The organism is Wolbachia endosymbiont of Brugia pahangi, from assembly GCF_012030695.1.
Classification (GTDB): domain Bacteria; phylum Pseudomonadota; class Alphaproteobacteria; order Rickettsiales; family Anaplasmataceae; genus Wolbachia.
This window is the reverse complement of record NZ_CP050521.1, coordinates 593265-608853: the sequence shown is the minus strand read 5'-3', so window position 1 is coordinate 608853 and position 15589 is coordinate 593265. Positions and strand designations below refer to the sequence as shown.

General features: G+C 34.5%; 7 protein-coding genes. 5 read left to right on the top strand and 2 right to left on the bottom strand.

Annotated elements, in window-relative coordinates; translation table 11 throughout:
* Positions 1-855: 855 nt before the first annotated feature.
* On the top strand, positions 856-3672 hold the full coding sequence (gene uvrA / locus WBP_RS02850) for an excinuclease ABC subunit UvrA (RefSeq protein ID WP_167895995.1): 2817 nt from the start codon (positions 856-858) through the stop codon (positions 3670-3672).
* Between the two features lie 791 nt (positions 3673-4463).
* Complete coding sequence (locus WBP_RS02845; protein ID WP_167895994.1) at positions 4464-4847, top strand: hypothetical protein; 384 nt, start codon at positions 4464-4466, stop codon at positions 4845-4847.
* A 1768-nt stretch (positions 4848-6615) separates the two neighbouring features.
* Here the strand turns inward: WBP_RS02845 and WBP_RS05695 are convergent.
* Entirely contained in the window at positions 6616-6894 is a 279-nt protein-coding gene (locus WBP_RS05695) for a tetratricopeptide repeat protein (protein WP_246165851.1), read from the bottom strand.
* Between the two features lie 2759 nt (positions 6895-9653).
* Here WBP_RS05695 and WBP_RS05265 point away from each other — a divergent pair.
* Both WBP_RS05265 and secA read left to right on the top strand, forming a co-directional pair.
* Positions 9654-9803 (top strand): hypothetical protein, encoded by a 150-nt coding sequence (locus WBP_RS05265; RefSeq protein WP_218938829.1) that lies wholly within the window; start codon positions 9654-9656, stop codon positions 9801-9803.
* A gap of 206 nt (positions 9804-10009) precedes the next feature.
* Positions 10010-12667 carry a preprotein translocase subunit SecA gene (secA, locus tag WBP_RS02825; RefSeq protein WP_167895993.1) on the top strand — a complete coding sequence of 886 codons (2658 nt, stop codon included), beginning with the start codon at positions 10010-10012 and terminating at the stop codon, positions 12665-12667.
* A 736-nt stretch (positions 12668-13403) separates the two neighbouring features.
* On the opposite strand, the gene WBP_RS02820 is transcribed toward secA, so the two are convergent.
* Positions 13404-14399: a ribonucleotide-diphosphate reductase subunit beta gene (locus WBP_RS02820; RefSeq protein WP_011256466.1), complete on the bottom strand. Its 996-nt coding sequence runs from the start codon at positions 14397-14399 to the stop codon at positions 13404-13406.
* 132 nt (positions 14400-14531) lie between these two features.
* Here WBP_RS02820 and WBP_RS02815 point away from each other — a divergent pair, with 132 nt between their 5' ends.
* Positions 14532-14867 (top strand): outer membrane protein assembly factor BamE, encoded by a 336-nt coding sequence (locus WBP_RS02815; RefSeq protein WP_011256467.1) that lies wholly within the window; start codon positions 14532-14534, stop codon positions 14865-14867.
* The last annotated feature ends 722 nt before the right edge of the window (positions 14868-15589 follow it).

The window sequence follows — 15589 nt, the reverse complement described above, 5'->3', positions numbered from 1 at the left end:
AATTGGAATACCCTTTTATACTTTATTACGCTATTAAGTTAAATATGCCATATGCCAAATGATCTTAAAGGTTTGCTTTCAACTTAACCTTCCCCTAATCAAAATGTAAGTAGCAGTTTTTATACACATACAACAGACGAATTTTATAAAAATCTGGATAAGTTAACACCAGATAATGAGCTATTTATAGGTACTGAGAATATAAATAAATATATCAATATTGACAATAATGAGGCATAGTACAAACACTTTTCTACTGTAGTTGCTAATGAAGAAGAACAATAAGGTATAGGCATAAGTTTAATAATAGATATGAACATAGGCATGAGCATAAGTATGATTCTAAAAATATTATAGATAAAATTGCTGAGCAAATTGCAAACTAGATTAGTAAAAGTATAAAAGATAATACTGTAGAATGTGTTGGATTCAAAGAAAGTAGAAAGAAAGGTAAGATTAACCTCAGTAAGAATTACGCTAAATGACCTTATTATCAGCTGGTGGTTTTTTTATGTTTAAGCGCTCAGCAAGCGCGATTTACAGCACTAGTTGGTAATGTAGACAAAAATGTAAAAAATACGAGGTGTACATAGTACGAAAAACTAAACATAAAACACTAAATACGCTAAGCTTTTTTGTCGTTTAATTTGTACAGAGAGGATAAATAATCAGCTTCAGCACTTGATAAGGGGGTTGGCAAAGTTTGTCAAACGATTCCTTATTTTTAGAGCTATTTGAATGATGTCCTTCTTGTAAGCTTGTGTTCTTATTATTTTCCATAATAGTTAAAAATTAGTAGAAAGTTACTGCAAGTTCATGTATTTATAGGCTATAATAATTGAAGGTATGCGATGTATGGACGATTTTATAAGAATTAAGGGTGCAAGAGAGCATAATCTACAAGGTGTAGATGTCAATATACCAAAAAATAAGCTAGTTGTTGTAACTGGGCTAAGTGGCTCTGGTAAATCTAGCCTTGCGTTTGACACAATTTATGCAGAAGGCCAGCGTAGGTATGTTGAAAGCCTGTCGGCTTACGCACGTCAATTTCTTAACATTCAAGATAAACCAGATGTTGAATCGATTACAGGCCTCTCTCCTGCAATATCTATTAATCAGAAGTCAATTTCAAAAAATCCAAGATCAACAGTTGGAACTGTTACTGAAATTTACGATTACTTGCGCTTAATGTATGCTCGAATAGGAATACCTTATTCACCTGCAACAGGATTACCAATAGCAAAGCAAACTGTATCTCAAATTGTAGATACTATAATGGCGCTGCCTTTGGAAACTAAAATATATATACTTGCTCCCATTGTACGTGGCAGAAAGGGAGAGCATCTTAAAGAGATATTGGAAATAAAAAAGCAAGGCTATGTGAGATTAAAAATAGACGGTGAAGTACATAATATAGATGATTTACCTAAGCTCGATGAAAACAAGAAACACAATATTTTCGTTGTTGCAGACAGGATATTGGTATCAGACAATATAGGGAACCGGCTGCCAAGTAGTATAGAATCAGCATTGAGGCTTGGCCATGGCTTAATGTATGCGGAAATAATGAGCTTGCCTGATAATCATAATTCTGAGTATAAAGATGGTCAAATTTTAACTTTCTCAGAAAATTTTGCATGTCCGGAATCTGGTTTTACTCTTGAGGAATTAGAACCAAGATTATTCTCCTTTAACAGTCCCTACGGTGCATGTTATTCATGTAATGGGCTTGGTAAAAAGCTGGATATTGATATAAAGTTGATAGTGCCAGATGAAACACTTTCAATATCTGAAGGCGCTTTAAGGCCAGTGGGATCAATGTCTCGTCAAGTGCATGCAAGCTATGGATTTCTAAAAAGTGCGATCCTATCACTGGCTGAAACCCGCAAATTTAGCCTTGATATTCCTTGGAAGAACATAGATCAAAAAGTGAAGAATGTAATACTTTTTGGTTCTAAAGAAACGAAGTTTCGAGGTTTGGTAGGTATCTTGGAAAACCAGATAGATTATGATGAAACGCTTATTGAACGATATTGCTCTGTTGCTAACTGTAAGGAATGTGTTGGTTTTAGAATAAGAAAAGAAGCACTAACAGTGAAGATTGATGGTAGACATATAGGTGAGATATCTAGGCTTAGCATCGATGAATTCCTTAAATGGTTTGAGAATTTGCCGAGCAAGCTTACAGAACAACAGAAGCAAATCTCAAATAAAATATTAAATGAAATAATTAAGAGACTAACTTTTTTAAAGAATGTAGGGTTGAATTATCTTACACTTGATCGTGAGTCTAGTACTCTTTCTGGTGGTGAGAGTCAAAGAATCAGGCTTGCTTCACAAATTGGTTCAGGGTTAACAGGTGTTCTATATGTGCTTGACGAACCATCAATAGGCCTTCATCAATGTGATAATGATCGATTAATTGCCACACTTAAAAACCTGAGAGATATGGGAAACACCGTGATCGTTGTTGAGCATGATGAAGATACAATAATGGCTGCTGATTATGCAATTGATATTGGTCCTGGAGCTGGCGTGAATGGAGGGAAAATTGTTGCAGAAGGAACACCAGATCAGGTGCAAAGAAGCTCGAAAAGCATAACAGGGCAATATTTAAGTGGAAAGAAAACAATCTCAATTCCAAAAAGAAGAAAGCGAGCAACTCAGTACATAAAAGTGGTAAACGCATGTGAGAATAACTTAAAAAATATAGATGTTGAGTTTCCTATAGGGAATCTTATTTGTGTAACTGGGATATCAGGGGGGGGGAAATCAAGTTTAGTTGTAGAAACATTATATAAATATTTAGCGCGCAAAATGTATGATTCATCCGCGAAGTATGGCCAATGCGATAAGATAGAAGGCCTTGAATATATAGATAAAATTATAGAAATAGACCAATCGCCAATTGGTAGAACTCCGGCATCGAATCCAGCAACATATGTCGGCATTTTCACTCATGTGAGAAATTGGTTTGCGGGTCTCCCAGAGTCAAAAGCACGAGGTTACAACATAGGCCGATTTTCGTTTAACACCAAGGGAGGAAGGTGCGAAGCGTGTAAAGGTGATGGGCATTTAAGGGTAGAAATGCATTTTTTGCCGGACGTTTATGTAAAATGTGAGCAGTGTAAAGGTCGGCGGTATAACCGAGAAACACTAGAAGTTACTTACAAAGGAAAATCAGTTTCTGATGTGCTTGATATGACAATAGATCAAGCGTGTGATTTTTTTGACAACCTTCCAATGGTGAAAGAAAAATTGGTCTCTTTGCAGGAAGTGGGACTTGGCTATATAAAACTTGGGCAGCCGTCGACAACACTGTCTGGAGGTGAAGCACAACGGATAAAACTATCCAGAGAGCTATCGAAACGGTCTACTGGGAGGACATTATACATTCTTGATGAACCAACGACAGGATTGCATTTTGAGGATGTGAATAATTTACTAAAGATACTCCATAAGTTAGTTGATTTAGGAAATACTGTTATAGTTATCGAGCACAACTTGCACGTTATAAAAACTGCGGATTATATAATAGACATCGGTCCAGAAGGTGGAATGAAAGGCGGGAAAGTAGTTGCCACTGGAACTCCAGAAGAAATAATAGATATACCAGAAAGTATTACTGGTAAATATCTTAAGCCATATCTGTCAAAGTTAATCAAGGTGTAAAGCTATTATAGTAACTAAGGTATGTAGGATGAGGAAATAAATATCTGTGGTAGAGGAACATGGTTTTTTTGTTGGCCTGCCCATATTATGGTGAATACTTGGAAGCTAGTGAGTAATGGTTATATAGTATGAATGGTGGAGGTGAACTAATGAATAAGGAGCGGGCTAATTATGTAGCTGCTTGCCAAGCTTAAAGTTGCCAGCAAATGACAATCGAATTCCGGGAAACTTGCTTTTAAGGAAATAACGAGCACCATCAATTGAAGAGCCATCTAAGAGAAAGAAAGTAGGAACACAAAATAGTGAGGAATATATAGTTTCAGATTGTATTTCCGGTAATAATAATCAGGCTTAGAACTTAATCACTTTTCAGGTGAGAATAGTAATCAACATACTTCCGGTAGTACTTATTCAGGACAGCCAGAAGGCAATAATTGTACAGACAGAAGTTATGGTCAAGAAATGCCAGATAGTACGAGCGAATGCAGTACAAAAATTGAAGGGAGTGTTCGAGGAAATATACTTGATGGTTCTAAGAGCTAGGGCCGGAGGTACGTTAATCAAATAACTAGTTAGTCAGATGAAATGATTAGGTGATAGGTGCTGATTCCAATTTTGAAGATTGGGGCTTGCTGCCAGGTGTTGTACACAATAATTAGATGTGAATGCTTAAGGAATAAGGCTAATTTATGTTATAGGTATAGTAGAACTGTAACAGACTTATAATATTTGAGGTATTAATAGATGTTACTAATAGTAAAAATCTATGCCCTAGCAGTAAAGCACGTGCATTGAGAGATCAGGATATTTACTACAGTGGTGAAAATCAAGATAATAGCAATACAGGTAAGGTAATAGAGGATAAAAGTTTAGGAGTTGTGAAAAACATTATTAGTAGTTTATTATCAAAAGGTGGGAAAATGAAAAGAGATGACTTCTATGGTGGTGAGTTGGGGCATGTAACTTATGATAAAGACTTTGTTAATGGTCTCTCTGTACAATGTGAGAAGGTTAAAAGCGACTTAAAGAATCCAGCATATGAAGATATAGTAAATAAGGATACACAAATTCAAGAAGATGGTTTAGTGGTAGACATAGATAACTGCTATTTTTATATAAAATATCCACAAGATGTCATTATTAAGGTTGTAAAAGTTGAAATAGCCCAAAAGTAGAAGAGTTAAGCTTAAAACACTATATATTTTATGTTGAGGAGAGTATAATAAGAGTTGAAAAAAAACTAAAAGGAGAAAAAAGAAATTAGTCTACGGTGTGGTATTGAAATATTTTTTGTTACCAAAGTAGGAATGATTGGTGTCCATTTATACCCTAACAGTACGGAGATAAAAGATGGAGATGGAAAAGCAGAAAAGGAAATAAAAGTAGAGATCAATGAGAAGAGCAAAGTGTTTCAGAAGTTATAATCAGAAGTCTTAAAAAGAAGTAACCGTTTACAAATTGTGGAAATGAATAAAGAATTAAGCAGTAACAGTTACTAGATTCTGTAACTTTTGAAAGGAATTTTGGCCATTTAGACGCGAAGTTAAAATATCGACAACATCTTTTATGAATCTTTCTCCACGTTCTGACCAAGTGAAAAAGCTGTTCTTACAATAGATTACATAGCGCCTCATTTACCGTTCTGCAAGGTTATTGGTTGTATCTATCACTTCAAGTTTTCGTAAAAACTTCCATATCCTCAGATCTTAACATCTTGGCAGCCATCCTCAAAGTTTGAGTACCATTTATAACCCTAGTCATTTTACACAAAAGATGTTCTACCCTTTTTCAAAATTTTTACATTAGTTGATAAAATCTTAAATCATCTACCAAATTTTATTTTTTTGCTTTTGTACCACAAATACTCTGTTGTTGAGTGACTTGAGCGCCTGGCCAATTTTGCTCACTTCAATATTTTTACTATACGCAAATCTTTCAAAATCTCTTGTCAAATGTGTCCAACATATCTATCTATTTTCAAGACTAAAATAATTGTACACAGCGTATTGTTACTTACAACTATGCCATTGTATTCTGGCAGTAAACTTTGCAACACCTTCTTGCCACGAGACTCGGTCATCTTTAGAAGTGTCAGAGCGCTTTGTTGTTATTACCCAACCCAGCCTCTTTCTCCTTGATTTCTGTGCTATGTTTCATCTATATGCAGGTTTCTTTCAATTCTTCCTTCATTTTCTCATATTCAGATGCGCATCTTTTGATACTCTGTGCTCAGTCTTTGATACTAAACTAAGACTTATATTGAGGTTAAATATACTGCTTAAAATTTGTTGTACTTTTCTTTTCGAGTTAATAAAAAAGCCACTTAGGCTGCTAATTGTTGTTTTAGCATTGAACCCTAGAAGACATCTTGAAACCCCCATGGTTAAACTAGCTGAACCCTTCCTATCACAAGCTCTGTAATAGTTTCTTTGCAACCTGTACTCAGTTACGATTAGTTTGATTTCTGGTAATTCTTACCTTTTAATGGACAATTTCATCTTCTAAAACAACCTTATTTCCACACACACAAACCTGATAAAATTGTATAGTCTACTACTATATTTGCTACCATCAAATCTCACTTATATACCTTATGCCCTGGCTGACCTCCTGGTTTTTTATCACTTTTCTTTTTTGTTTTTTTGCGATATATATCTTGCGATGGTGGTAGAGATGAACTTTTTGAGTTCAGCCCAGTTTATCTTCTAGCTCAATTATTTTTGCTTTTAAGCCATCATTTTCTATAATCAGAGCCTTTATTTCTTCTTTGAGATTAGCGTTTTTTGATTTGTACGCCACAATCTTTTCTGCAGCCCTGTTATCATACCCACTCCATACTTAGCTTCTCATGTCTTTACACTTTTACAATCACTTTGTAAATCCCTTATCTCCGTGAACGGTTACACCTAGTATTGCTAAAACCCTAAACTTCATCCAGTTCTACTAGCAATTTAACAACTTCTGAATGATCAGAGTCATAATGTTTCTTAAAGATAGATAAAGCCTACTCAAGTAACTCCTTTTCTTGTGTTTACCTAAAGCTCCATGAACAATACCTAGGTTTGCAAGTATAATAGCAACTTTAAAATGATCAGTTCCATAATGTTTTTCAAAAATAGGTAAAGCCCGTTCAGGCAACTCCTGTTGTTTTTTGGGGTTACCTAAGCTAAAATATCCATGACTTATCAATATTAACAAATACACAAGATAATCCTTCTCCATTGTCTGTTTTTTAAAAGATTTTCTTCTAGCCAATTATCTATATGTGATAAGAACGTTTCTAAATGCGGCAATAATTGTTGTTTCTAAGTATAATCTTCTAATTTATCCTGTCTTCAGGGAAGCTTTCTTTAATTGAAAAACAGTTTTTATATCTCTTTTAATTTTTCTACTTTCCTCTGACTTTAGCCTAATTGTATCTTGTACTAAACAGCGAATAAAAATACTCTCTCTGTTCATTGGATACTAGCATCGAATATCTCAATAATATACCTAATACTTCTTTTCAAAAGGTTTTTTCAGAATTACTCTCTACAATTCCAGGAAATATTCTTGGCAAATTTTTGAGAATATCATTGTCTAAATATGCACAGGCTACTAACAACTTGCTTACTAGTTTAGGTTCATTACAAATTGCATTCATTGTAATAATTCATTGTAATATTTAAGTAATAAACACAGGCTTATGGCTAGAATCCTTAGGCAGTGTTTTATAAGATAATAAATAAAGCTTCCTTTCTGCATAAATTTCTAAGTAACGTAAGATGGTCATTTTATTTTCTTTGATGTAAGTGCAGGCCTGGGCCAAAGCCAAAGGTAATCTACTTAATTTTTCTGCTTAATGTGCCTATTTTTGGCCTAGCACTTTCTGAAACACGACCTAGAATTTTCTTAACGTATGATTCTGATTTGGAGGAGTAAAAACGTCTACACCTATCTTCCTTATGACCATTCAGTATTACGGAACGTAACTATTATTTTACTGCCTTTTGTAGGCCTTAATTTAGAAATGACTTCATAATTTGGTACATTATCATAAATCAACAACTAGACTTCACGTTTAGAATCTTCTAGCCAGTTTTTCACATAATAAGCTCGCTGTGTAGTAGGAACTTTGTCCTCATCGTTAATAATGTTTAATGTTCTTCCAACTTAACGTACTCACTGGTTAGCTGATTTTTGTCTTTTGTATTAAACTAACATACTCTCTTGTATTCTTTTCATGTTTTTGAATAAAGTTTAGCACTGACTGTGTTTTACCTATTCCACCTAGACTGTACAGAGCAGTTAATATGACAGGCTCATTTTCCGTTTTTAGATGATCTAATATTTTTTCATTGAGGTATTCTCGTTCAATGAAATTTCTACTATCTATTTTAGGTGGAATGTTCCACTGTTCAAATAGACTCTCTCTAGGTTTGAGACTATAAAGATGTTTTATAGCTTCCTTAAAATAATCATCTTTTCTTGTTAGATAAGAAACTTAGCTATCCTATTATTCCCACCATTTTCTATCTTCCCGCGTGCAAAGTAAAAACCATATCAATGTCTTTCTTGTCTGATATTTTGTATATATTCCCTATTTCTTTCTTAATGATATCATCTAATTTTGAGTGGTTAGGTTGATTAACTACAAACCTTATTCTAAGTAGAAAATCTTCTATTTTATTATCAATATCACAACTGAATTATTTTTTCATTTTAGTATGATTTTTTATTTTGTAGCATGTTCCTTTTTGACCTTCATAGATGCTTAAAATATTATTATCTGTTATACTCTTCCAAATACTTCTCTGATATCTCTATGCTATATTACTTTGCTTGACCTTTTTTTAAATTCACGTTGACATTAGTATGAATGACAAGTGTAGTATTACTGTCTTGAAATTCAGTGTTTTACTTAGTCTTAAGTAAGATTCAAAAAAATATTTATTTAATCCGAAATCCTCTTTCTGCCGCTTTCTATCGTTTCTATCAGTAAACAAACCTTTAAAGGTAATATTTTTTGGGGCACTATGTGTTATTGCAGTGCTTAGCTTGAACCAGGACAATTCTCAATTTATTTTCCTAATTTTTATACTCAAAAGAAATATCATCAAGGCTCTAAAACCTCCTATGTTTTATGCTAACCAAAAGTCAATTTCACCACTTAGCCCGTGGAGTAGGTACAGCATTGATAATTTTACTTCATACTTACGACCTTTATCACCTCTTGACATGCCAGCTCTTTTCTTAAATGTAGGATTAACAAGTACTTCAAACTGTTTATTTTCTATGTTGATATCCTACTAAACCTACAAGTAACTCCGTCCTATAAAAAATTAAAGATTACCAGATACCTAAAATAATGCAATAGAATCTTTAGTGTTTTGATAGAAGGCCTTTGAGAATAGGGATTGCTTGTAACTCTTAATTTGAAAAGATTTCTTAGGTCTTGTCGACATTAAGAATAGTGATATAATGGAACCTTTAGTTATGAGGTAAAGAGAATACTATAATATTTAAAGGATGAGGCAATAGAAGAAGATATAAAGACAGTCTGCTAGGTAAGAAAGGGGGTAAAGGAAGAAGTACACAAAAATAACAGGAAATTCATAATTGCGGTAATGTGGATAGGTAGAACAGGAGCAACATGGAGAACATTACCAGCTGGGTTGGAAAATGGTCGAGTATACATAAATGTTTTATAAGATGGGAAAAACTGGTATTTGGCAGATGATTTTCAATACATTAGCTGTTAATAAAGACCGGAATGGCTCATGATAGGCTCAACAGTAATCAGAGCACATCAATATGCTGCTGTTACAGGAAAAAATGTGGAAACTAGTAGATAAGAACAAAAGCTGGGGCGATACAGAGGAGGCTTTTCAAGTAAATTACGCGCTGCTTGTGATGCTCTTGGTAATCTACTGAAGTTTTTCGTTACTGCTGGCCAGGGATCTAATTATTCAAAAGCTTTAGATCTGATAGATGACAGATATATGGAAGCACTTATTGCTGATAGAAGCTACGATGCAAATTACGTGGTTGAGGCAGCGAAAGCTGTGAATGTTGAATCTGTTACTCCATCACGTTCCAATAGAAAATACCAAGAGAATATGATAAAGAGTTATATAAAGAGAGGAATTTAATTGAGAGAATGTTTAACAAAATCAAGCATTTCCGTAGAGTTACCACTCGTTATAACAAACTAGCTATGGCATTTTATCATTTGTTCATCTCACTAGTATATATCTCTAGCTGAAATAAATATCGACACTACCTAAATCTAATATATCATTGCTGCGGGCTACGTTTGGTAATATAATCTCATATTAAATAGACGTTACTTAAGTTTATGTCAGGTTTTACTGTAATTTTAACAACTATTCTTATATTTTTCATTTTTGTATTGTCGTTTTTTTTTAAAAGGACGTTTGGGTCAATAAATAAAAAGATAATAAAATCCTTCAGAAAGATTGTTGAACAAATTAATGCACTAGAGACAAAAATGCAGAGTTTATCCGACGAGGAGCTTGCTGATAAAACCGAGGAATTCAAACGGGAATTGAAAAATGGAAAAACATTAAATGATCTTCTTGTACCTGCATTTGCGGTTGTGCGTGAAGCCTCTCGCAGGTTTCTTAATATGAGACACTTCGACGTTCAACTAATTGGTGGGATGGTCCTTCATAATGGCATGGTATCAGAAATGAAAACAGGAGAGGGAAAGACACTCGTTGCAACCTTAGCTGCATACCTAAATTCCTTAGAAGGAAAAGGCGTGCATGTCGTGACTGTTAACGACTACCTTGCAAAACGAGATACAGAATGGATGAGTAAATTGTATAACTCTCTTGGAGTTTCTGTTGCATTTATCACGAATGATTTGACGGATGAAGAAAGGAAAGAGGCTTATAGTGCAGATATCGTATATTCAACAAACAATGAACTTGCCTTTGATTACTTGCGGGACAATATGAAATTTTCTCGAGAAGATATGGTTCAGAGAGGCTTCAATTATGCGATAGTAGATGAAGTGGATTCCATATTAATTGATGAGGCGCGTACTCCACTTATTATTTCTGGCCCGGTTGAGGAAAACAATCAAATATATAAGCACATAGATAAAATAGTTACTAAATTAGTTGACTCTGATTATGAAGTAGACGAAAAGGGTAGGGCAGTATTCCTCACTGAAGATGGTATTTCACAAGTAGAGGAACTACTCAGGTCATATAATCTCATTTCTGAAAAATCCTCGCTCTATGATGCTGGCAACATGATAATGACTCATTATATAGACCAAGCATTGCGTGCGCATAAGCTGTTCACTGCTGATAAAGATTATATAGTAAAGGATGGCAAGGTGGTAATTATTGATGAGTTTACTGGGCGTATGATGGAAGGCAGGAGATATTCTGATGGTCTTCACCAGGCACTTGAAGCGAAGGAGAATCTTGAAATTCAGTATGAAAACCAAACTTTAGCATCGGTCACGTTTCAGAATTACTTTCGTATGTACAATAAGCTTTCTGGTATGACGGGAACAGCGGCAACAGAGGCAGAAGAGCTTCGCGATATATATAGACTAAATGTAGTGAAAATTCCCACTAACGTGACTGTAAAAAGAATAGATGTTGATGATGAAATTTATGGTACAGAAAAAGAAAAATTTAATGCTGTGTTGAAGTTTATAAAAGAATGCCACAAACGCCTTCAACCGGTCCTCGTTGGTACGGTAAGCATTGAAAACTCTGAAAAACTTTCTGCACTTTTGCGAAATCATTTTCTTAGGCATTCAGTATTGAACGCTCGTTATCACGAACAGGAAGCATACATAATAGCACAAGCTGGAGTACCAGGTAATATTACTATAGCAACTAACATGGCAGGACGTGGAACTGATATTCAGCTTGGCGGAAATGCTGAAATGATAGCAAAAGTGGAGCTGAAAAAGATCAAAAATGCTGATGAAAGAGAAAAAAAGTACCAAGAAATAATCGAAAGAGTAAAAAGAGATAAAGAAATTGCTATGAAAGCTGGCGGTTTATGTGTTATTGGAACCGAAAGGCATGAAAGCAGGAGGATAGATGATCAATTACGTGGCCGTTCTGGACGTCAAGGTGATCCTGGACTTTCTAAGTTCTTTTTATCGCTTGAAGATGATTTAATGAGAATATTTGGCTCTGATAGAATGAGAAGCTTTTTAAAAAGAGTGGGGCTAAAGAACAACGAAGCTATTCATCACCCATGGATCAATAAAGCACTGGAGAAAGCGCAGAAGAAAGTTGAAGCTAGAAACTACGATGTGCGAAAATCCCTACTTAAGTTTGATGATGTAATCAATAACCAACGCAAAGTTATTTTTGAACAGAGAAACCACATTTTAGGCAATGAAATTAATGATCTGTTTGAAGTGTATAGTGAAGTAAATAAGAGTGTGATGGAAAGTATAGTACAAGGTGGTTATTACGAAGATTATGTTGAAGATATAGCCAAAGAATTTCATATAAGGTATGGAATAACACTTGATAAAAAAGACTTGGCGAAGTTTTTGAACAAACAGGAAGCTTTGGATTATATAAATGGCAAGGTAAAAGAATTCTTTACTGAGAAAGAAAAATATTTCAATGGCCAGCAGACTACAGATTTGTGGAATACTATAGTAAAGCAAGTAATGATCATGACACTTGATCATTTATGGAGGGAACACCTTTCAATTCTGGAGAGCTTAAGGCAAAGCATAAGTTTACGCGCTATGGGGCAGAAGGACCCACTGAATGAATTTAAACGCGAGGCTTTCTTGATATTTGAGTGTATGCTTGAAAAGGGGAAGGAGCTTACCATTCATCGTCTAGCGCACTTTAAGTTGGTAGATAACCAAGAAGTAGGTGGTAGGTTGCACCCTACTAGAAAAGACAATCTTCCCAAGGTCTCAAGAAACGATAAATGCCCTTGTAACTCAGGAAAAAAGTACAAACACTGCCACGGTGCGGTTACTGTGGTGAATTAGTAACACCGCTGGTTGTTGCTTCACATATGCTAATCTCTTTTAACGTGTTTGATAGATTTTGTGATTCCTCTTTTGTTTTTTTAGGAAGATCTAGGCTCTTTCTCTAATGACTTCATTAATTTCTTAATTTTATTTGATGCAATAGCTATTCCAATTGCAGCTACAATTAGGAATAATAGTGCTGTAACCACTATAGCTAATAAAGAATTTGCTGTAATTGGTAAAGATAACAGGGAATCTATTTTAGTTATTGGGGCAGCACAACAAGGCCAATTCCAGTTACGGTACTTCCAATAGATAAGCCACCTAGGCACATAACGACTTTTATGGTTCGCTTAATTGCGATTATGTGGACCTTGGGGTGAGTGAGTTTGTTATGAGAGCTGCAATTAACGTTACTACAGAAATGCTATCAACGATCCACCTTTATCAAAAGGTGAAAGACTGATCAAGGTACTTAGAGACCTATTAAGATGCTTACTATAGCTTCTATTATTTCTGCTATTCCCACTATCATTAAATAATTCGAACTAAACACTTTGCTCCTTTTTTATATTTACAGTTTTTTAGGTTTATCTTGTATTCTAAAATTTATATAAGTATTTTGCATGCTATAAACAGTATTTCATCAGTTTATTTTATAGAACTGTTAGTTCTCAGTTTAGTGCTATTTGCGTAAGTTCCAAGTGCAAGTGTCAAGCTAATCAGATTATAGTAGGTAATGCAAAAAGACTAATTAGCGCTCTTTATTATTGGTATCGTCTTCAGTAAAAGCTTCCTCCCATGTGCCTTGGGTTGCTGCACGGCTATATTCTGTTACTCTATTTTCAAAGAAATTCGTATGTTCAACACCATTTAGTATTTCATCAAGCCAAGGAAGAGGGTTGTCATTAATATCATATATGGGCTTCAGGCCCAATTGCATTAACCGTCTGTTTGCTATATAGCGTATGTAATTACGTACTTCTTCTGCAGATAGTCCTTCAACGTCTCCTAGGTCAAAGGCAAGCTTTATGAATTCATCTTCAAGTCCAACGATAGTGCGACATGCAGAATATAGTCCCTCTTTGAACTCATCATTCCAAATTTCATTATTCTCTTTAATAAACGTATTGAATAAATTGATAATTGAGTTGGTATGCAAGGTTTCATCACGTGCTGACCAGGCGATTATTTGTCCCATGCCTTTCATTTTTCCAAAGCGTTGGAAATTGAGCAAAATTGCAAATGATGCAAATAACTGCAATCCTTCGGTGAATGCACCAAATACTGCCAGAGTTTTGGCCACATGCTTTTTATCGTGTTTTTTACTTTCCTCAAATTCTAGCATATATTCATACTTCTTTCTCATAGCATCATATTTTAAAAATGCTTGATATTCACTTTCTGGCATACCAATTGTGTCTAAAAGATAAGAATAAGCTGCAATGTGTATAGTTTCCATGTTGGAAAAGCTTGCGAGCATCATACATATTTCTGTTGGTTTAAATATGTTTGAATAATGCCTCATGTAGCAGTTGTTTACTTCAATGTCTGCTTGAGTGAAGAACCTAAAAATCTGAGTCAGTAAATTTTTTTCCACATTCAAAAGTTTAATTTTCCAATCCTTCACGTCATCAGCAAGCGGAACTTCTTCGGGTATCCAATGTATTCTTTGCTGCTGTAACCAAGCATCATACGCCCAAGGGTAATTAAAAGGTTTATATATTGGATCTGCTTCTAACAATGACATAGAACACCTATTATTTTCTGAAGTAAATAATTATATTAAGCGATATCAAAAATCAGTCAATTTAACTTTTACAAAATTTGACGACAGATAATTTATTAGTGTATTGTAACTTTAAGCTATTTATTAATAGAGATGCGAGTACTAATATTTCTTGTTTTGTTGTTTTTAGTAAGCTGTCACACTATTCACAATCACGGAGCTCCAGGCATTAGTATTGAATTGTGGAACAAGATAAAAGTAGGTGATGATAAAGAAAAAGTGATTCACACTTTAGGATCACCGACATTGATATCTAAATTCGATGAACATATCTGGTACTATATCTCATATAAAATTAAACAGATTAATTTCTTAGGAAAGAGAAAATATAGTAGTAAATCTCTGCAAATTTCATTCGATCAGGATGATAAAGTTACAAGTGTAGAAGAAATTGACGTTTTAGAGAGGTCTTTGGCTGTTGTTGATTGAAAATTTGCTGCTGTGGAGTTTCTTTATAAAAAATGAAATTTTACTGTGCACTACTGATGTTATTCCAGTGTATGACACACAACTGTACGAATATTGTGATTTGATATAGACCAGATAGCTCATAGAAATGCAAAAGTTTGCTTGACAGGTTTAATAGTCTTCTTATCATAGTATTAAAGCTATTTATTTATCTTCATAATCTGTGCAGGTTAATGACAAAAAATTTAGGGTATTAGGTGTATTATATTTAATTTTTTGTACTATGTGTACCTTATGTCTTTGTAAATCTGGGTTTTTACCTATATAAGCATGAAATATGCTTATATAGCGTTTAAAATAGTAGAAAATGTCAAATTGATAAGGGAGTACTTGAATACTAGCTATCTTAGAGTTTTTTGCCTTTTTTCCTGCTTAGATAAGTCTCTTAACATTAGGTTAGATAAAAATAGCCGAATCACAGAGCGTTTAGAATAGAAAACGCCAATATTTGAGGTACATATGGATAACTAGCCAACCACAGGGGTTTCTTTTACCTTCTTTTCTATTTGTTAAATTTCTTAGTATTTGTAGCTGAAGCAATTTAAGAACAAACGAAAATAGTGTCACGCACTAGTATGACAAGAAGAGGGTACTGGAATGACAGGAGAAGGAAGCACTGAGGTAACAAATAAAGAGATACAGAATTACACTCTTCCCCTTTAGACGGTTAAATCACGACATTT